Below are 17,386 nucleotides of genomic sequence, written 5' to 3'. Positions count from 1 at the left end.
GATTTGTTTTGGACCCGCGGGGGGGGTTTGTGCCAGAGGGAGAAAGCGTCCCGGCACCCCCCCCCCCCGCGCCGCGTCTTGGCTTCGTATCGGGGTGCGGGGGTGGTGTGGGTGCATGGTTGGTTGGGTGCGTTGGTCGTGGTTCGCGGTGGGGCGGGGGCTTGCGCCCCACTGTGGCATTGGGTGCGTCAGACGCACCGAACGCCACATTGGGTGCGTCAGCGAAAAGTTCGTGAGGGGGTCCGTGAGGGAATCTGGTTCCTTCACGGATGGCGAACGTGGCTGAGTGCGAGTGCTGCCAGTGCGGCGGCTTGGTCGCCGAGCACGTTGTCGTCGAAGGTTGCGCGTGGGGAGTGGTTCATCTCTGCGGTGTCCGGGTCGGTTCCGGTTGGTGTGGTGCCTAGGAAGATGAACGCGCCGGGGATCTCGTTCAGTACCGCGGAAAAGCTCTCCGACGCCATGATCGGATGCTCCAGCGGGACAGCTCGCTCCGGGCCGAACAGGTCGCTGAGCACGGTCAGGGCCTGTGCTGCGGCCTTCGGGTCGTTCGCGGTGACTGGGTAGACCGACCGGAACTCTGTTTCTGCGCGGCAACCGAATGCCGACGCGATACCGTCCGCCAGTGACGGCAGTTCGCGGGCCAGGATGTCTACGCTTTCCCCGGAAAGCGCGCGGATCGTCGCGCCTAGTGTTGCCTCGTCGGGGATGGCGTTGATGATCTCGCTCGCCTGCATTTTGGTCACTGACAGCACAACCGGGTCGAACACCGGAAATCGCCGGGTGACGTAGGTGTGCAGAGCCGAAATGATCTGTGCCGCAGCGGGAACTGGGTCTATCGCCTGGTGCGGTCGCGACCCGTGTCCGCTTCGGCCGAGCACGCGTACGGTCAGGCTGCTTGCCCCGGCCATGAGCGAGCCGGGACGGGTCGTGAATACGCCAGCGCGGCCGGGCAGGACGTGGATGCCGTAGGCCGCTTCGACGCGTTGCCCGGCTGCGGAAAGCACTCCTTCTTTGATCAATCGTTGTGCGCCGCCGCCGGCTTCCTCGCCGGGTTCGAACATGAACACGACCGAGCCTGAGATCTCGTCGCGGCGCGCGTTGAGCAGCTTTGCCGCGCCGACGAGTGCGGCTGTGTGCAGGTCGTGGCCGCAGGCGTGCATCAATCCGGGCGTCTGAGATGCGAACGGCAGCCCGGTCTCCTCCGTGACGCGGAGCGCGTCCATGTCCGCGCGCAGGACGACCGACGGTCCGGGGCGTGCGCCGCGCAGTACCGCGACGATCGAGGTGAAGTCGTGTGGGCCGGGGGTCACTTCGAGGTCGAGTGAGGTCATCGCGGTCAGTACGGTCCGCTGTGTGCGGGGGAGGGCGAACCCGGCTTCGGGCTGGGCGTGCAGGGTGCGGCGGAGCGCGATCAGGTCTGGCAGGAGGGCGGCGGAGTCGGCGAGGATCGAGGCGGAAACCGGCATGAGGGCTCCTTGGGCAACGGTGCGTGCCGCGCTGGTGACGCCAGCGTCTAATGTCTACAATCAATATAGACGATGCCGGGTGTTCGGCGTTCCGGTGCGCCTCTAATCTGTCACTACGCGTGACCCGCGTCGGCGACGTCACCGGACCGAGAACTTCGGAGGACTTCTTGCCGCAGATCACGAACACCGCCGCTGCCGTCCAGGTCGCTCGCGCGCTCGAGGACGAGATCGTCTCGGAGGGCTGGAGCGCCGGGCACTTCGTCGGCCGCCGTCAGGAGCTGATGGCGCGCTTCGGGGTCGCGCCGGCGACGCTGAGCGAGGCGATCCAGCTGCTGCGCGCCCGCGGCATCGTCGACGCGAAGCCGGGCCCGGGTGGCGGGATCTTCGTCGCGACGCGCTCGCCGTTCACGCACCTGAGCGATCAGCTGCTGCAGTTGCGCGAAGGAAAGGCGACGGTGGAGAACTGCCTGCGCGTCCTGGACTCGCTCGACGGTTCGGTGCTGCACGACGCGGTCGAGAACGCGAGCGACGAGGACATCGCTGATATCTCAGCGTGCGCCGAGACGCTGAAGGCGGCCTGGGATTCCGCCGAGGCGCCCACGGCGATCTGGGCGCTGCACGCGCGGATCGCGCAGGTGTCGCCGAACGAGCTTTTGCGCAGCCTGTATACGAATCTCGTCGACTACATCATCGCCGCGCGGCTCGAGGGCGTCACCGCGCCGACCACGCAGGAGCGGTTGCGGACGCACCTCGACTTCGCCGAGGCGGTCGTGCGGCGTGACCACAAGCTGGCGGAGTCGGCGATTTCGCGGCATCGGCGTCCTGCGGTGGCAGCCCGGCCTTCCTGATATCTCAAGCCGGAGAACTGATGGATGTACACGCGCTCAGAATTATGTATATTCATTACAGTTAATCGTCCGGCTTGAGGAGGATGCATGCTGCTGGAGCTCCGCAGTGTGGTCGACCGCGTGCTCGCCGCCCCCGATCGCTCGTCCCGCGGTGCGCAGCCGCCGATCCGCTTGTCCCAGAACGAAATGCCGTGGGCGCCCGCCGACGTCATCGTCGCCGCCATGACCGAGGCGGCGCGAAATGCCCACCGCTACCCCGATTACCACCGTGCCGCGGCACGCGCCGCCGTCGCCGAGGCGATGGGCCTGGACGCGGGGCGCATCGCGATCGACAACGGATCCGGCACTCTGCTGCACGCGCTGGCCCGGCTGGTGTGCGAACCCGGCGTGCACGGCGTTCGCCCGGCACCGTCCTTTGAGGCGTACGCGGCGGCCCTTTCGCTCGCCGGCGCAGAGTCCACCGAGGTCGGTCTCGACGCGAAAGGCGCGATGGATCTCGACGCGATGCTCGCCGCGGTCGGCCCGGAAACCCGCATTGTCTACCTCTGCAATCCCAACAACCCGACTGGCGGGCTGCGCGGGGTCGAGGATATCCGCGACTTCCTCAAAAGCGTCCCGTCGAGCGTGCTGGTTGTTGTCGACGAGGCGTACCGCGAGTTCGTTTCTGCCGAACCGGTGGACGCCACTGTCGGATTGCTCGACGAGTTCGAGAATCTCGTGCTGCTGCGGACACTGTCCAAAGCGCACGGTTTGGCGGGAATCCGCGTCGGTTACGCCGCAGCCGCACCGCGGATCGCCGAAGCGCTGCGCCGCACGTCCGTCGGGTTCGCGCTCAACAGCGTGGCCGAGGCGGCGGTCATCGCGGCGTTGAGCGCGGAAGGATTGGCTGTGGCGAAGGAAAGAACCGCCGTCATCGTCTCCGAGCGCGCCCGGGTCGAGGCCGCGTTGACCGCGGCGAACGTCGCGTATGTGCCCAGTCAGGCGAATTTCCTTTTCCTGCCTGGAGACGCGGCCGATCTTCTGTCCCGTTTGGAGGCTCGCGGTGTGCTCGCCCGGCCGTTCCCGAAGGCGCGCGGGGCACGTGTGACGATCGGGCTGCCCGAAGAAAACGACGCGGTGCTCGCCGCTCTTGTCTGATCAGCGGTTTCCTCCGACACCGTGTCGGAGGAAACCGGAAGGACTTCGGAGAGCCGCTCGATGAGCCGCCGCACCCGAGTTCTTACGCTAACCGGCAGGACGGACGGAGCGGTTCGTCTCCGCGGCGGGTAACCGATCGCTCGCAGGAAGGAACGGTGCAGTGACCGAGCGCCTATTCGAGCACGACCGGCGGGCATCGATGCGCCGCTCGGTGACCGGCGGTGTGCTCAAAGCGACTTTGCTCGCCGGGCTCACCCTGATTTTCGTCTATCCCGTGGCGATGATCGTGCTCGGCGCCTTCCGCGACGGGCTGCCCTCGGACAACATGCCGTTCACGATGAGCGGCCTGCTCGCCGCGTTCGAGGCCCCGGAAACCTGGCACACGCTGGGGAACTCGATCGTGCTGGTCGTCGTGTGCGGCACGATCTCGGTGGCGGGCGGCGGGCTGTTCGCCTGGATCGCGGCCAACACGAACGTTCCCGGCCGCAAGCTGCTCACTCCGATCATGGTGATCAACCTGTTCGTCCCGCCGCTGTTTCACACGCTCGGCTGGATCATGCTCGGCAACGCGCAGAACGGCCTGCTCAACCAGTTCGGCCGGGCGCTCGGCACGCACGGGGCGCTGATCAACATCCAGGGCTGGGGCGGGCTGATCCTGCTGACCTCGCTCGGTTATATGCCGTTCGCGTACCTTCTGCTGCTCGGTGCGTTCAAGAACCGGGACCAGTCGCTCGACGAGGCGGCGGCGATCAGCGGCGCGGGGACGGTGCGGACGTTCTTCACCATCACCATCCCCTCCGTCGGCCCGGCGATCACCGGCGCGGCCCTGCTGATCGCGGTGCTGGTGTTCCAGTCGTTCGACGGACCGCAGCTGATCGGCCGCCAGGCGGGCATCTACGTCTTCTCGACGCAGATATATCACTACGTCCGGGATGAGGCGCCAGCCGAGTACACCAAGGCGTTCGCGCTGTCGCTCGTGCTGATCCTGCTGGTGCTGCTGTTGTTCCTCGCCCAGCGCTGGATGCTGCGCGGCCGCAGCTTCACCACGCTCACCGGGAAGACGTCGCGGCGCGATCCACAGGAGCTGGGCCCGGTCCGCTGGGTGCTGTCCGCGCTGATCGTCGTGGTGGTGCTGCTGAACTTCCTGCTGCCGCTGTTCGCGATGGTGCTCGGCAGCCTCCAGCCGATCTTCGGGGTGATGAGCACCGGGCTGACGCTGGACAACTACGTCACGATGCTCACCGACCCGCAGTTCAGCTCGAGCCTGGCGCTCACCGCGTGGCTCGCGGTCATCGGCGGCTTCGGCTCGATCTCGATCGCGCTGCTCACGACCTACGTCACCGCGCGGCGCCGGGGATTCCTGCGGAGCTACACCTCGTTCGCCGTCTGGATTCCGTGGGCGCTGCCCGGAGTCGTGCTCGGCCTCGCCTACATGTTCGCCGTGCTCTACCTCCCGGCTTTCCGCGGGCTCTACGGCTCGGCCTTCCTGATGACGCTCGTGCTGGTCGTGGCCACGATCCCGGTTTCCAGCCGGATCGCCGAGGGCGCGCTCGCCCAGCTGTCTCCCGAACTGGAGGAGGCGGGCCGGATGTCCGGCGCGAGCGCGGGCCGGGTGCTGCTGACCATCGTGCTGCGCCTGGTCGTCCCGAGCTTCCTGGCCGGCTGGTTCCTCTCCGCGCTGTTCATCTCGGGCAACCTCGCCGTGCCGATGCTGCTGGCCCCGCCCGGCCTGGAACCGGTGTCGCTGACCGCTTTCCAGCAGTTCCTCACCGGCGAGATGTCCCGGGGAGCGGCGTTGTTCATGATCATCCTGATCGCCGCGTTCGCCGTCCTCGCGCTCGCCGCGGTGTCCGTCAAGCTCGGCGGCCGGATCCTCGGCCGCACCGACCGTCCGTCCGGCCCGTTCTCCCGCCTCACCCACTGACCCGAGAGGAAGAACAATGAAGTTCTCCCGCACGAAACTGCGCGCGCCCGCGCTGGCGCTCACCGCCGGCCTGCTCGCCACGCTCACCGCCTGTGCCTCGGCGGGCGCGACGAAGTCGAGTACCCCAGTCGAGGTCCCTGGCGCGTCAGCCGCGGCCAACAAATATATGAACGAGCTGTACGACAAGGCATTCTCGGCCAACCACACCCAACTCGTGCTGTACGGGCCCGGGGTGACGGCGAACCAGGCGCTGAACGACGTGTTCACGAAGCGCTTCCCCGGGATCAAGCTGCTTCCGCAGGACCAGGCCGACGCGCAGATCCTCACCAAGCTCGACACCGAGGCGCAGAGCGGGAACCGGATCGCGGACATCTACGTCGGCGGCGAATCGCCGCAGGCCGCCGCGAAGCCGAACATCTGCGCGCCCGCGGACGTGCGCACCGCCGACCCAGGGTTCAAGGTCCCGACCGACAACGACGGCAGGCTGACCTACTTCGCGTTGCGCTACTTCGGATTCGTCTACAACACCGACCAGGTGCAGAAGCGGGACGCGCCGAAGAACTGGCACGATCTGCTCGACCCGAAGTGGAAGGGCAAGATCGCGGTCGGCGACATGACCGTGCCCGGCGGCATCCGGTACATCCTGGAATCGCTGATGCTGCCCGAGAACGAGAAGAAGTGGGGCCGCTCCTACCTGGAGAAGCTGGCCGCGCAGGACCTGCAGATATCTCAATCCGAGCCGATGGTGCCCACAGATGTCGCGAGTGGCCGGTTCCCGGTCGGCGTCGCCGTATACCAGGGCTACTTCGAGGCGCAGAAGCAGAAGGGCGCGCCGATCGACATGGTGTTCCCGCTCGAGGACGGCGGAAACTACATGGCGCGTTCGGCGCTGTGCTTGATCAAGGACGCGCCGCACTCCGAGGCCGCGCAGCTGTACGTCAACTGGCTCTACTCGCCGGAAGGCCAGAAAGCCTTGGCGGAGAAGGACAACTCCTACGGCCGCACGCCGACCGCGCCCGGCCCGGCGGGTCTGCCGTCGCTGGACAAGCTGCCGCGGCTGCCGTTCTCGAACCCGGACCCCGCGTTCAACAAGCCGTACTTCGACTTCATCACCCAGGCCTTCAAGAAGTAACGCCTCGCCTCCCGGCCGAAGAGAAAGCGCAGGTCACGATGACCGAGGTCCAGGTATCCGGACTCACCAAGAAGTACGGCGCGAAGGCGGCGCTGCACGAACTGGATCTGACGATCGAGTCCGGGCAGTTCGTGACGCTGCTCGGCCCCTCGGGCTGCGGCAAGACGACGACGTTGCGCTGCCTGGCCGGGCTGGAGCGGCCGAGTGCGGGCCGGATCGTGATGGGCGACCGGGTCGTGGTCGACACCGCGCGGCGCACGTTCGTGCCCGCGGACAAACGCCGGGTCGGCATGGTGTTCCAGAGCTATGCGCTCTGGCCGCACCTGAACGTCACGGACAACGTCGCGTACCCGCTGAAGGTCGCCCGGATGCCTGGCCGGGAGCGTGCGCAGCGGGTGGAGGAAATGCTTGACGCGGTCGGTCTTTCCGACCTCGGGAAGCGTCCGGTCACTGCCTTGTCGGGCGGTCAGCAGCAGCGCGTGGCACTCGCCCGCGCGCTGGCCGCCCGGCCGGGGATCATCTTCTACGACGAGCCGCTGTCCAATTTGGACAGCAAGCTGCGGTACCAGATGGGCCAGCAGGTGCGGTCGCTGCACAACCGGTTCGAGACGACGTCGGTCTACGTGACGCACGACCAGGAGGAAGCGATCACGCTGTCCGACCGGATCGTCGTGATGAGCGAGGGCGTCATCGTCCAGTCCGGCACGCCGAGCGACCTGTACGACCGCCCGAATTCGGCGTATGTCGCGGATTTCATGGGCTTTCAGAACATCCTGCCCGGGACGGTCACCGGGGTGCACGGGAAAACCGCCGAGGTGCGCGTGGATGACACCTCGCTGGTCTTCTCCGGAATCACGACCGGCGACGTTTCGGTGGGAGACCGCGCCGACATCGCGTTCCGCGCGGCGCATGCCCGGTTGTCTTCGGGCGGTTCCGGAAACCTCGGCGCGTTCCGCGGAACTGTCGAGCGCACCACTTACCTCGGCAGTGCCGTCAATCTTCTTGTCCGCGCGGATGGTCTCCCGATGCGCGTGCGCACCGAAACGGCCGAGCTTTCCGCGGAATCCGTCCCGACCGCGGGCGAGGAGCACACGTTCGCGGTGAGCCGGGACCGCGCCGCCGTCATTCCGCACGAGAACGCGGCCCCGGCTGACGACGATTACCTGACCACGATGACCGATGCCGCCGTCGCGCCCCGCTGACGCCGGACGAAGGGAGGAATCCGTGCCCGATTTGCCCACTCCGCGTTCCGACGGGCCGCGGATCCGGGAACTCGCCGAGATCGGCGGGCGGACCGACACCCGCGACGTCCTCGCCCACGCGACCAAGCAGGCCGAGCGGGAGTACGACGACTATTTCATCGTCGACATCGACGCGCACGTCTCGGAAGACCATTTCTGGGGCGAGGTGCTGGAGCTCATCGACAACGACGTGTGGCGCCAGATCGGGATGGACCAGTTCGGCAAGTTCGCCGGCAACAACGCGTTGCTGAACATCCAGCCTGGCATGTCACATCAGAGCGTTGGCGGACGGATCGGGCATCAGGGCCGCAAGGAGCCGCTCGACGGGGTGCCCGGGCATCCGTTCGTCGCGGCCGCCCGACGCGGCATGGACGCGATGGGGCTGGACTACCAGGTGGTGTTCCCGAGCGCGATGCTGCTGCTGGGCATGCATCCGCAGGACGAGATCGAGGTCGTGCTCGGGCGGGCGTTCAACCGCTGGCTGACTGAAGTTGTTCTGCCGCAGGACGATCGGCTCAAGGGCATGCTGTACTTGCCGTACAACACGCCGGAAGTCTGCGAAGAGCTGGTCGAGAAGTACGCCGACGATGCCGGGATCATCGGGTACACGGTTTGTTCGACGCGCAACAATCCGGTTCATTCGGATGTCTACACCCGGTTGTACAAGCTGATCGAGGACAGCGGGAAGCCGCTCGCGTTCCACTCCGGGTACCACTGGGGCGATCCGTCTTTCGCCCAGCTGAACCGGTTCCTGTCGATGCACGCGTTGTCTTTCACGCATTACAACCAGATCCACGTGACCAACTGGATCGTCAACGCGATGCCGGAGCGGTTTCCCCGGCTGAAGATGGTGTGGGTGGAGAGCGGGCTCGCGTGGATTCCGTTCCTCATGCAACGCCTCGACCACGAGGTGCTGATGCGGCCCAGCGAAGTTCCCGGGCTGACTCGGTTGCCCAGCGAGTACATGAAGGAAATGTGGTACACGAGCCAGCCTATGGAGCGGACCAGCATGGAGTTGCTGGAGGCCGGGATGAAAGCGTTCAACGCGGAAACGCAGCTGTTGTACTCGTCGGACTGGCCGCATTGGGATTGGGACGCGCCGTCGACGATTACGCGGCTGCCGTTTTTGTCGGAGCAGGCCAAGCGGAATATCCTCGGGCTCAATGCCGCTCGGGTGTTCAACCTTCCTGTTGACCGTCGGAAGCCCGCTGCGCGGAGCGTGCTTCGTGAACGTCCTGGGGTTTCGTGATCATGACATCTGAACTGACCTCGCTGGTATCTCGGCTGAACGAGGTGACGTCCGAGGTCCTCGCTGAGGATCGGGCCGCTGCGGTCGCTGACGGAGAGATCGCTGACCTGCTGTATGCGGCGGCTCGGTTGTTCTCCGCCAAGAGCGATCGGGCAGGGAAGATCGCGTGGCCGATTCGGGAGGATGCGCTGACTGCTACGGAGACTGTGGTTCTGGTGACTGCGTTGCTGGACGCGGCGGATGTGAATCTTTTCGATATGGCGATCTGGTATCGGAGGGCCGAATGAGTGCTGTGCGGCGGGATGTGGTGGTTGCCGGGCTGGCGGATCTTCGGGCGCGCGAGCGGATCGTGGTGGAGGTCGACGGGGTGGAGGTCGGGATTTACTTCCATGCCGGGGAGGTGCGGGCTTGGCATAACGTGTGCCCGCATCAAGGAGGGCCGGTTTGCCAGGGGAAGATCATGCCTCGGACTGTTCAGCCGGTTCGGGAGGATCGGAAGAGCGGCGGGCCCGCGTTTCATCCGGCTGATCGGAATATTGTTTGTCCTTGGCATGGGTTTGAGTTCGATGTTCTGACGGGGCGGCATCCGGCGGACGGGCGGGTGGGGTTGCGGGGGGTTCCGGTTCGGGTGGTGGGGGATTCGGTTGTGGTGACTGTGTGAAGCGGGGTGTCGGCTCGTCGCCTGGCGGCGACATTGCTTTGGTGGCGTGAGAGGGCACCCCGAAGTTGAGTGTGACTACGGCGCGGAGGTGCTTGTCAAGGCGGGAAAGATGCCTTGACAAGCACCTCCGCGCCGTGTTTTTGGCTTCGTATCGGGGTGCGGGGGGTGGTGCGGGTGCCTGGTTGGTTGGGTGCGCTGGTCGCGGTTCGCGGTGGGGTGGGGGCTTGCGCCCCCATGTGGCGTTGGGTGCATGTGACGCACCGAATGCCACATGGGGGACGCAGCGCGGCAAGCGGCGGGTGAGCGGGGCGGGCCGTGAGGGGAACCCTGAGGGAATCTAATTCCCTCAGGGTTCCCCTCACGGACGCGGAGCCGCGCCCCTCGCGCAATCAGGCCGCGTTGGGATCCACGTCCACCGCGGCGAAAAGAGTTCGTGCGCAGAGGTCCCGCAGTTCCTCCGTGCTGATCTTCGGCTCGTCCAGCCAGTCCAGGATCAGCGTCGCCACAAACGAAAGCCATCCCCGGACCGCCAGGCGCGTCGTAGCGGTCACCGGTCGCAGCAAGCTCACTGCGGCCAGGATTCGCTCGGCGTTCGCTGTCATCCCGGCCTCGCAGATTTCCCGGATTTCCCGGTCCGCGTCACCGGCGCTGCGGTGCACGATGCGGTAGCCGTCCGGGTGGGTACGGGCGAATTCCAGGTATACCTCCAGCCCGGCGCGCAGCTGTTCGGCCACTGGCAGCGCCGGGTCGGGTTCGCTCATGGCCAGCAGTTGGTCCCGCTGGCCGCGGACGATCGCGGCGAAGAAGTCTTTTTTCGTGGGGAAGTAGTGGTACAGCAGGCCGCGCGAGACGCCGGCTATTTCGGCTACCTCTTCGATCCACACCTCGTCGTACGGGCGTCCCGCGAACAGGCCGGCTCCGATGGTCAGCAGCTGTTCGCGCCGTTGTTCGGTGCTCAGGCGCGTCCGCATCCTCCCAGCTTACTTGACACCGGTTCAGCAGCGGGGGATGGTGACTCTATTGGATGTGGGTTCAGTAGGGAGCGAAACTGTGGACACCACCGCGATTCCGCACCGTCCTGGGCGGCTGCCGGTGCTCGGCGATCTGCTCGGGACCAATGTGCGCACGCCGCTGCAGAGCACCATGCGCGCGGGGGCGGGGCTCGGGCCGATCTTCACCCGCAAGTTCTTCGGTCTCGAGATCGTGTTCGCCAGCGGGATCGACCTGGTCGCCGAGCTGAACGACGAGACGCGGTTCGGCAAGCACGTCGGCCTCGGGGTCGAGCGGCTGCGCGCGGTCGTCGGCGACGGACTGTTCACCGCGCACACGCGCGAGCCGAATTGGCAGCTGGCCCACGACATTCTCCAGCCCGCGTTCTCCGCCGAGGCGATGCGCCGCTATCACTCGACGATGCTCGAGGTCGCCGGCGAGCTGACCGCGGCGTGGGACCGCGCGACCGGTCCGGTCGACGTCGCCGCCGACATGACCCGGCTGACGCTGGAGACGATCGGGCTCGCCGGGTTCGGGTACCGGTTCGGGTCGTTCGAGCGGGCTGAACCGCATCCGTTCGCCACGGCGATGATCCGCGCGTTGCGGTTCGCGCAGCTGGCAACGTCAAGCTTCCGTTCGTGCGGCGCGCGCTGGCCGGGCCGGCCGCGCAGAACCGGGCCGACATCGACACCATGACGAATCTGGTCGACGAGGTCATCGAGACCCGCCGCCGGGAGGGCGGCGAAGCGCGTGACCTGCTCGGCCTGATGCTCACCGAGGGGCATCCGGAGACCGGGCAGCAGCTCGACCCGGTGAACATTCGCAACCAGGCCATCACGTTCGTGGTCGCGGGCCACGAGACGACGTCCGGTGCGCTGTCGTTCGCGTTGTACTACTTGACGCGGCATCCCGAACTGCTGGCGAAGGCCCGCGCCGAAGTCGACTCGGTCTGGGGCGATCGCGAACCGGCTTTCGGCGACGTGGCGAAGCTGCGGTATGTCCGCCGCGTCCTCGACGAGGCGATGCGGTTGTGGCCGACCGCGCCCGGCTACTCCCGGCAAGCCCGCGAAGACCTGGTGCTGGGCGGAAAATACCCGATGCGCAAGGGCGATTCGATCATCGTCCCGCTGCCGATGCTGCACCGCGACCCGACCGTGTGGGGGCCGGACCCGGAGAAATTCGATCCGGACCGCTTCGAGCCGGCGGCGGTGCGGAAGCGTCCGGCACAGGCGTACAAACCGTTCGGTACCGGGGAACGCGCGTGCATCGGACGGCAGTTCGCCTTGCACGAGGCGGTGCTGGCGTTGGGGATTATGTTGCAGCGCTACGACTTCGAGGCAGATCCGGGATACGAGTTGAAAATCGTGGAGTCGTTGACGTTGAAGCCGAGCGGTTTCACTGTCCGGCCGCGGATCCGGGAGCGGACGGCGGCGTTGGCAAGCTAGCTGCGCGCTAGTTCCCCGGACAGCCGTTCGTGCATCGTCGCGCTGTGCTGGTTCAGTCCGACGATTTCGACGGTCTTCCCGCGCCTCTCGTACTTCGTCGTGATCGCGTCGAGCGCGGCTACCGTCGAGACGTCCCAGATGTGCGCGGCCGAAAGATCGATCACCACTCGGTCCGGGTCGTCGGCGTAGTCGAACTGGTAGACGAGATCGTTGCTGGACGCGAAGAACAGCGCGCCCGTCACCGAGTACCGAACGTGGCCGGGCTCGCGCACCGCGGTCACCTCGACCAGGTGCGCGACCCGGCGAGCGAAGATCACGATCGAATGCCAGTCGAACGTGCCGAACGCGACCAGCACCATCACCGCGACCAGCGCCGCCATCGGGATCCGCGACACGACCGGCCCGAACACCAGGCACAGCACCATCAGGAACGCCCCGGCGAGGAACGTCGACAACCGCGTCCGGCTGCCCGCGACCTTGACGTTGATCATCGTCTGGCCGATCATCGCGCAGCCGCCCATCCCGCCGAAAATCCCGGTGACGACGTTGGCGACGCCCTGCCCGACCGCTTCCCGGGTCTTGTTTCGAATGCGTGTCCGTGAGGTCGTCGACCAGTTTGGCGGTCATCAGCGATTCCATCAGCCCGACCAGGGCGAACGCCAGCGCGTACGGCGCGATCAGGCCGAGCGTGCCGAAGGTGAACGGCACGTCCGGGATCCCCGGCACCGGCAGCGCTGAAGGAAGCGCGCCCTTGTCGCCGACGGTCGGCACGGCGATCCCAGCCGCGATCGTCAACGCCGTGAGCACCACGATCGACACCAGCGGCGCGGGAACGGCTTTGGTCAGCCGGGGGAAGAACACCATGAGCGCGAGGCCGCCGGCGAACAGCGGGTACACCGGCCACGGCACGTCGATCAGCTCCGGCGCCTGCGCCAGGAAGATCAGGATCGCCAGCGCGTTCACGAAGCCGACCATCACGCTGCGCGGCACGAACCGCATCAGCTTCGCCACGCCGAGCGAGCCGAGCACGATCTGGAACAGCCCGCCCAGCACCACTGTCGCGACGAGATAGCCAAAGCCGTGTTCCCTGGCCGGCGGCGCGACCACCAGGGCGATCGCCCCGGTCGCCGCGGAGATCATCGCCGGACGGCCGCCGACGAACGCGATCACCACCGCCATGGTGAACGACGCGCACAGGCCCACTCGCGGATCGACTCCGGCGATCACCGAGAACGAGATCGCCTCCGGGATCAGCGCGAGCGCGACGACCAGCCCGCCGAGGATCTCGGTGCGCGCGACCCGCGGCGCCAGCCACGCCGGCCGTCGAATGAACACAGTGGACAGCGGCGAGGGCACAGTGGATGACCTGTCGGTTTCGGGGCGGGCAGAGAAAGCCGCTTCGGACGGTAGAGGACGGATCGGGCGTCGCCGCCGTCTCCCGCCTTCAGGTGAGTCTTGGATCACCGGCTTTTCCTGGGGCGGCGGGCCGCGCTACGATCAGGGCAGTCGTACAGGACGATCGCCCTGTACGACTGCCCTGGGCGATTGACCAGGGCGATTGATCGAGAGGGAGCGGAATGAGTTCTCCGGCGGCGGCACGCGGCCAAGAGGTACGGCAGCGGTTGCTGGCCGCGGCGGCTGAGCTGGTGCCGGAACGCGGCTGGACCGCGGTGAGCACTCGCGTGCTGGCAGACCGGGCCGGGGTGACGTCGAGCGTGGTGCACTACCACTTCCCGTCCCTGCAAGCGTTGCTGCGCGAGGCGGTCCTCGACGCGATGCGCGAGGTGCTGGAGAGCGTCGGCCCGGCGCTGGCCGCGACGGAGAATCCGGCTGACCTGGTGTCCGCGCTGTTCGGGTCGGTCGAGCCGTACACCGGGGTGGATCCGTTGTCCGTGCTGTTCGTCGAGGCGTACCTGGCGGCGCGGCGCGACGAGGAGCTGCGGGAGCAGATCGCCGGGCTGCTTCTGGAATTCCGCGCGCAGGTCAGCCGCTGGCTCGCCGAACGCGGCGTTCCCGAACCGGACGCGACCACGGAGGTGCTGGTGGCGACCATCGACGGCTTGCTGCTGCACCGCGGTCTCGCTCCCGGCGGCGATCCGGCGGCCGTCACTGCGGTGCTGCGCGGGCTGGTCACTCAACCCTAGGGGGATGCGATGAGAATCCTGGTCTGCGGCGCCGGCATCGCCGGGCTGGCGGCGGCGAACCGGCTGGCCGCGCTGGGCAACGAGGTGACGCTGGTCGAGCGGTCGCCCGGCCCGCGCCCGCAGGGTTACATGATCGACTTCTTCGGCACCGGCTACGACGCGGCCGAGGCGATGGGCGCGCTGCCCGCGATCAAGGAGGTGGCGTACCCGGTTTCCGAAGCGGTTCTCCTTGACGCACAAGGGAAGCGTCGATCCGAGATCCGGTTCGACCAGTTCGCGCGCACCGTCGGCGGCCGGTTGCTGAGCGTTCTGCGGCCGGAGCTGGAACAGGCGTTGCGCGCGTCGCTGCCCGCGGAGGTCGAACTTCGGTACGGCAGCGGGGTGATCGCAGTCGAGGACGACGGCGACCGGGCCGCGGCCACCCTCTCGGACGGTTCAGTGGTGGAAGCCGATCTGCTGGTCGGCGCCGACGGGATCCATTCGACGGTCCGGCGGCTGGTGTTCGGCGAGGAATCGCAGTTCCTCCGCTATCTCGGCTTCCACACCGCGGCTTTCCTGTTCAAGTCGCCCGAGATCCAGGCGGTGGCGGCTGGACGGTTCTGCCTCACCGACACCGTCGGCAGGCAGATGGGTTTCTACGGTCTGCGCGCCGGTACGGTCGCCGCCTTCGCGGTCCATCGCACGCCGGACCCCGCCATGCCCGCCGACATCCGGGCGTCGCTGCTGGACACCTACGGCTCGCTGGGCTGGCTGGTGCCGGAAGCGTTGACGCACTGTCCGCCGGCCGAGGAGATCTACTACGACCAGGTCGCCCAGATTGAGATGTCAACGTGGAGCAAGGGACGGGTCACGCTAGTTGGGGACGCGGCGTACGCGGTGTCGTTGCTGGCCGGACAGGGCGCGTCGCTGGGCATCGCGGGTGCGTACGTACTGGCAGATCAGCTGGACCGGGCATCGTCGATCTCCGAAGGCCTGGCGGAGTACGAACGGCTGTGGCGTCCCGTCGCGGCCGACAAACAGCAAGTCGCCCGCAACGGTGCGCGATGGTTCCTCCCCGACGGCAAGCCGCAGCTCCGTCTGCGCCGCCTGGCACTGAAACTGGCCCGGTTCCCCGGAATTGACCGATTCGTGGCCGGGAGTTTGACCGGGAAATCCACCGCGCTCATCACGAACTTGCACCATTCGGCGAGGGAAGGAGCCCGACCGTGAACCCGATAGCGCACTCGGTCTTCAAGGCGCCGGCGAAACTGTACGACCGCGACCTGGGATGGTTGCTGGGCAAGCGTTTCCTCTGCCTGACCCACGACGGCCGCAAATCCGGACGGCGGTACCGGACCGTGCTGGAAGTGATCGGCCTCCGTCCCCGCGCCGACGAAGTGCTGGCCATCGCCGGTCTGGGCCCGTCGTCGGACTGGTACCGCAACATCCAGGCCGCCCCCGCGGCGGAGGTCGCGATCGGCCGCCGAAAGTTCGCCCCGGAATACCGGATCCTCGACGAACCCGAGGCAGCCGACGCCATCGCCGACTACGAGCGTCGGAACCTGCTGCTGCGCCCCGTTTTGCATCCCGTGCTGAGCAAACTGCTGGGCTGGCACTACGACGGCTCCGACTCGGCCCGGCACCGGATGGTCCAGCAGTTGCCGATCGTCGCCTTCCGCCCGCGCGGGGGAGCCGAAACCGACCAAGAAGGTACTGACCGCTGATGAACTACATCGCCGAACTGCGCGCACTAGTCGGCACCCGCCCGCTGATCCTGCCCGGAACGTCGGTGCTGATCGCCGACGAGCGCGGCAGGCTGCTGCTGGTGTTCCGAGGGGAAAGCCAGGACTGGGGCCTGCCCGGCGGGTTCCTCGATCCCGGAGAGTCCTATGAGGACGCCGGACGTCGCGAGGTGCGGGAGGAAATCGGCCTGGTGGTAAGGGATCTGGAACTGCTGGGCGTCTACTCCGGACCGGAGTACTTCTACCGGTACCCGCACGGCGACGAGGTCCACAACGTGACCGCCGCGTTCACCGCGACCGTCGAGAACACCGAGGTCGCCGTGGACGGGACGGAGATCACCGGGTACGAATTCTTCGAGCTGGACCGGTTGCCGGACAACATCATCGCCCCGGAACGGCCGATCGTCGAGGACTACGTGAAGCGATTCGGCGGCTGACGCTCGCGGGGTCGCGCGGTTCATGGTGGCGGCCTTGGCCGGGGCGAGGGACGCCACCGGTGCCGCGGACTTGTCCGGGTCGGCGGGTCTGCGGGCGGGGCGGCTGGCTGTGGCAGGAAGCTGGTGCTTGAACGCCGCCGGTTCGGCCAGCCCCTGCCCGGCCAGCGGGCCTCGCCGCCCACGACGAGGCCCTCCGAGCCGGGACCGGACCAGAACCGAGCCGGACCAGAACCGAGCCGGACCAGAACCGAGCCGGGGCCGGACCAGAACCCGGACCACCGGCCGTGACCGACCGTCTCCCGCGGGGTCTTACTTGCCGAGCGCGTCCACCCCGGCCTGCGCGAAGCTCTCGTCCTGCGCACCGGACGGCGCGCCGGCCACGCCGACCGCCGCGATCGGGGCGTTGTTCGCGTCCACCGGGACCGCTCCGGCGAGGAACAGAGTGCCCTTGATGTCCTTCAGGGTCGGGGCCTGCTGCAGCCGGCCGGTCAGCTCGGAGGTCTTGGCGTTCCACGAAACCGCGGTGAACGCCTTCTCCTCGGCCGACGAGTACGACTGCGGGCCCGCGCCGTCGCCGCGCAGGGTGACGATGGTATTGCCGTCGCGGTCGACCACCGCGACCGACACCTTCTGGCCCGCCTTCTGCGCGGCGTCGAGCGCGGCCTGCGCGGCCTTCTGCGCGGCGGCGATCGACAGGTGGGTGGTCTGGACCAGACCCTTCGGCGCGGCCTGAGCGGGAGCGGCGGCGGACGCGGCGGGAGCGGCCGGGGTGGCGGCGTTGGCGGCCAGCGCGCCGGTGGTGGCGGCTCCGATCACGGCGAGGCCGCCGACGACGGTGGCGATGCGGGTCTTGGCGGTGAAGTTCTTCATCGGGAGGCTCCTTGGCTTGTCCGGCTTGATGTATTCATCGTGCGTCCGGCACCGCCTTCACCGGATCGGAGTCTCGGCTCGCCTCGCGGCGCGGAACGGCCGACACTCAGGTCATCCGATC

At 67.6% G+C, this 17,386-nt stretch carries 17 protein-coding genes and 1 pseudogene; 14 read left to right on the top strand and 4 right to left on the bottom strand.

What is annotated here, in order from left to right; all coding sequences use genetic code 11:
- Positions 1 to 263 precede the first annotated feature (263 nt).
- A complete protein-coding gene (locus ACZ7SW_RS10365) occupies positions 264 to 1,466 on the bottom strand; it encodes a M20 metallopeptidase family protein (protein WP_470230110.1) in 1,203 nt (400 codons plus the stop codon).
- A 119-nt stretch (positions 1,467 to 1,585) separates the two neighbouring features.
- Between ACZ7SW_RS10365 and ACZ7SW_RS10360 the strand changes: the two genes are divergently transcribed.
- The 8 genes from ACZ7SW_RS10360 to ACZ7SW_RS10325 all read left to right on the top strand — a co-directional run bounded on the left by ACZ7SW_RS10360 (position 1,586) and on the right by ACZ7SW_RS10325 (position 9,658).
- Positions 1,586 to 2,314 (top strand): FadR/GntR family transcriptional regulator, encoded by a 729-nt coding sequence (locus ACZ7SW_RS10360; protein WP_470230109.1) that lies wholly within the window; start codon positions 1,586 to 1,588, stop codon positions 2,312 to 2,314.
- A gap of 87 nt (positions 2,315 to 2,401) precedes the next feature.
- Complete coding sequence (locus ACZ7SW_RS10355) at positions 2,402 to 3,451, top strand: pyridoxal phosphate-dependent aminotransferase (RefSeq protein WP_470230108.1); 1,050 nt, start codon at positions 2,402 to 2,404, stop codon at positions 3,449 to 3,451.
- Between the two features lie 160 nt (positions 3,452 to 3,611).
- Positions 3,612 to 5,375 (top strand): ABC transporter permease, encoded by a 1,764-nt coding sequence (locus tag ACZ7SW_RS10350; RefSeq protein ID WP_470230107.1) that lies wholly within the window; start codon positions 3,612 to 3,614, stop codon positions 5,373 to 5,375.
- 16 nt (positions 5,376 to 5,391) lie between these two features.
- A complete protein-coding gene (locus ACZ7SW_RS10345; RefSeq protein WP_470230106.1) occupies positions 5,392 to 6,507 on the top strand; it encodes an ABC transporter substrate-binding protein in 1,116 nt (371 codons plus the stop codon).
- 38 nt (positions 6,508 to 6,545) lie between these two features.
- Positions 6,546 to 7,709 (top strand): ABC transporter ATP-binding protein, encoded by a 1,164-nt coding sequence (locus ACZ7SW_RS10340; RefSeq protein ID WP_470230105.1) that lies wholly within the window; start codon positions 6,546 to 6,548, stop codon positions 7,707 to 7,709.
- Positions 7,710 to 7,731: 22 nt separating this feature from the next.
- Positions 7,732 to 8,997: an amidohydrolase family protein gene (locus ACZ7SW_RS10335; protein ID WP_470230104.1), complete on the top strand. Its 1,266-nt coding sequence runs from the start codon at positions 7,732 to 7,734 to the stop codon at positions 8,995 to 8,997.
- A gap of 2 nt (positions 8,998 to 8,999) precedes the next feature.
- Positions 9,000 to 9,284, top strand: coding sequence for a hypothetical protein (locus ACZ7SW_RS10330; RefSeq protein WP_470230103.1), 285 nt, complete (start codon positions 9,000 to 9,002; stop codon positions 9,282 to 9,284).
- On the top strand, positions 9,281 to 9,658 hold the full coding sequence (locus ACZ7SW_RS10325; protein WP_470230102.1) for a Rieske (2Fe-2S) protein: 378 nt from the start codon (positions 9,281 to 9,283) through the stop codon (positions 9,656 to 9,658). Before ACZ7SW_RS10330 ends, ACZ7SW_RS10325 begins: the two co-directional genes overlap by 4 nt.
- A gap of 389 nt (positions 9,659 to 10,047) precedes the next feature.
- On the opposite strand, the gene ACZ7SW_RS10320 is transcribed toward ACZ7SW_RS10325, so the two are convergent.
- The gene (locus ACZ7SW_RS10320; RefSeq protein WP_470230101.1) at positions 10,048 to 10,629 is read right to left on the bottom strand and encodes a TetR/AcrR family transcriptional regulator; all 582 of its coding nucleotides are present in this window, start codon (positions 10,627 to 10,629) and stop codon (positions 10,048 to 10,050) included.
- Positions 10,630 to 10,708: 79 nt separating this feature from the next.
- Between ACZ7SW_RS10320 and ACZ7SW_RS10315 the strand changes: the two genes are divergently transcribed.
- Together ACZ7SW_RS10315 and ACZ7SW_RS10310 are read left to right on the top strand one after the other, a co-directional pair.
- Entirely contained in the window at positions 10,709 to 11,344 is a 636-nt protein-coding gene (locus tag ACZ7SW_RS10315) for a cytochrome P450 (protein WP_470230100.1), read from the top strand.
- Entirely contained in the window at positions 11,287 to 12,093 is an 807-nt protein-coding gene (locus ACZ7SW_RS10310; protein ID WP_470230099.1) for a cytochrome P450, read from the top strand. Before ACZ7SW_RS10315 ends, ACZ7SW_RS10310 begins: the two co-directional genes overlap by 58 nt.
- Here ACZ7SW_RS10310 and ACZ7SW_RS10305 read toward each other — a convergent pair.
- A pseudogene (locus ACZ7SW_RS10305) lies at positions 12,090 to 13,437 on the bottom strand (SulP family inorganic anion transporter). The gene ACZ7SW_RS10310 and the pseudogene ACZ7SW_RS10305 overlap by 4 nt on opposite strands.
- Positions 13,438 to 13,670: 233 nt before the next feature.
- On the opposite strand from ACZ7SW_RS10305, the gene ACZ7SW_RS10300 reads away from it, so the two are divergent.
- The 4 genes from ACZ7SW_RS10300 to ACZ7SW_RS10285 are packed head-to-tail and all read left to right on the top strand — an operon-like array spanning position 13,671 to position 16,395.
- The gene (locus ACZ7SW_RS10300) at positions 13,671 to 14,237 is read left to right on the top strand and encodes a TetR/AcrR family transcriptional regulator (protein WP_470230098.1); all 567 of its coding nucleotides are present in this window, start codon (positions 13,671 to 13,673) and stop codon (positions 14,235 to 14,237) included.
- A gap of 9 nt (positions 14,238 to 14,246) precedes the next feature.
- On the top strand, positions 14,247 to 15,446 hold the full coding sequence (locus ACZ7SW_RS10295) for an FAD-dependent monooxygenase (RefSeq protein ID WP_470230097.1): 1,200 nt from the start codon (positions 14,247 to 14,249) through the stop codon (positions 15,444 to 15,446).
- Positions 15,443 to 15,940 carry a nitroreductase family deazaflavin-dependent oxidoreductase gene (locus ACZ7SW_RS10290; RefSeq protein WP_470230096.1) on the top strand — a complete coding sequence of 166 codons (498 nt, stop codon included), beginning with the start codon at positions 15,443 to 15,445 and terminating at the stop codon, positions 15,938 to 15,940. The genes ACZ7SW_RS10295 and ACZ7SW_RS10290 overlap by 4 nt, the downstream gene beginning before the upstream one ends.
- Complete coding sequence (locus ACZ7SW_RS10285; RefSeq protein WP_470230095.1) at positions 15,940 to 16,395, top strand: NUDIX hydrolase; 456 nt, start codon at positions 15,940 to 15,942, stop codon at positions 16,393 to 16,395. The genes ACZ7SW_RS10290 and ACZ7SW_RS10285 overlap by 1 nt, the downstream gene beginning before the upstream one ends.
- Positions 16,396 to 16,704: 309 nt before the next feature.
- Here ACZ7SW_RS10285 and ACZ7SW_RS10280 read toward each other — a convergent pair whose 3' ends face one another.
- Positions 16,705 to 17,265, bottom strand: a complete 561-nt coding sequence (locus ACZ7SW_RS10280) for a GlcG/HbpS family heme-binding protein (protein ID WP_470230094.1) — start codon at positions 17,263 to 17,265, stop codon at positions 16,705 to 16,707.
- Positions 17,266 to 17,386 lie beyond the last annotated feature (121 nt).

The sequence above is a fragment of the Amycolatopsis sp. NPDC114484 genome, assembly GCF_055633755.1.
The sequence above is the reverse complement of the archived record's forward strand: the minus strand, read 5'-3'. Positions and strand labels throughout refer to the sequence as shown.

Excerpts from the sequence above, each read along its gene's own strand:
- ACZ7SW_RS10365 (WP_470230110.1), bottom strand. The coding sequence starts at position 1,466 with ATGCCGGTTTCCGCCTCGATCCTCGCCGACTCCGCCGCCCTCCTGCCA.
- ACZ7SW_RS10355 (WP_470230108.1), top strand. The coding sequence starts at position 2,402 with ATGCTGCTGGAGCTCCGCAGTGTGGTCGACCGCGTGCTCGCCGCCCCC.
- ACZ7SW_RS10345 (WP_470230106.1), top strand. The coding sequence starts at position 5,392 with ATGAAGTTCTCCCGCACGAAACTGCGCGCGCCCGCGCTGGCGCTCACC.
- ACZ7SW_RS10340 (WP_470230105.1), top strand. The coding sequence starts at position 6,546 with ATGACCGAGGTCCAGGTATCCGGACTCACCAAGAAGTACGGCGCGAAG.
- ACZ7SW_RS10330 (WP_470230103.1), top strand. The coding sequence starts at position 9,000 with ATGACATCTGAACTGACCTCGCTGGTATCTCGGCTGAACGAGGTGACG.
- ACZ7SW_RS10325 (WP_470230102.1), top strand. The coding sequence starts at position 9,281 with ATGAGTGCTGTGCGGCGGGATGTGGTGGTTGCCGGGCTGGCGGATCTT.
- ACZ7SW_RS10320 (WP_470230101.1), bottom strand. The coding sequence starts at position 10,629 with ATGCGGACGCGCCTGAGCACCGAACAACGGCGCGAACAGCTGCTGACC.
- ACZ7SW_RS10300 (WP_470230098.1), top strand. The coding sequence starts at position 13,671 with ATGAGTTCTCCGGCGGCGGCACGCGGCCAAGAGGTACGGCAGCGGTTG.
- ACZ7SW_RS10295 (WP_470230097.1), top strand. The coding sequence starts at position 14,247 with ATGAGAATCCTGGTCTGCGGCGCCGGCATCGCCGGGCTGGCGGCGGCG.
- ACZ7SW_RS10285 (WP_470230095.1), top strand. The coding sequence starts at position 15,940 with ATGAACTACATCGCCGAACTGCGCGCACTAGTCGGCACCCGCCCGCTG.
- ACZ7SW_RS10280 (WP_470230094.1), bottom strand. The coding sequence starts at position 17,265 with ATGAAGAACTTCACCGCCAAGACCCGCATCGCCACCGTCGTCGGCGGC.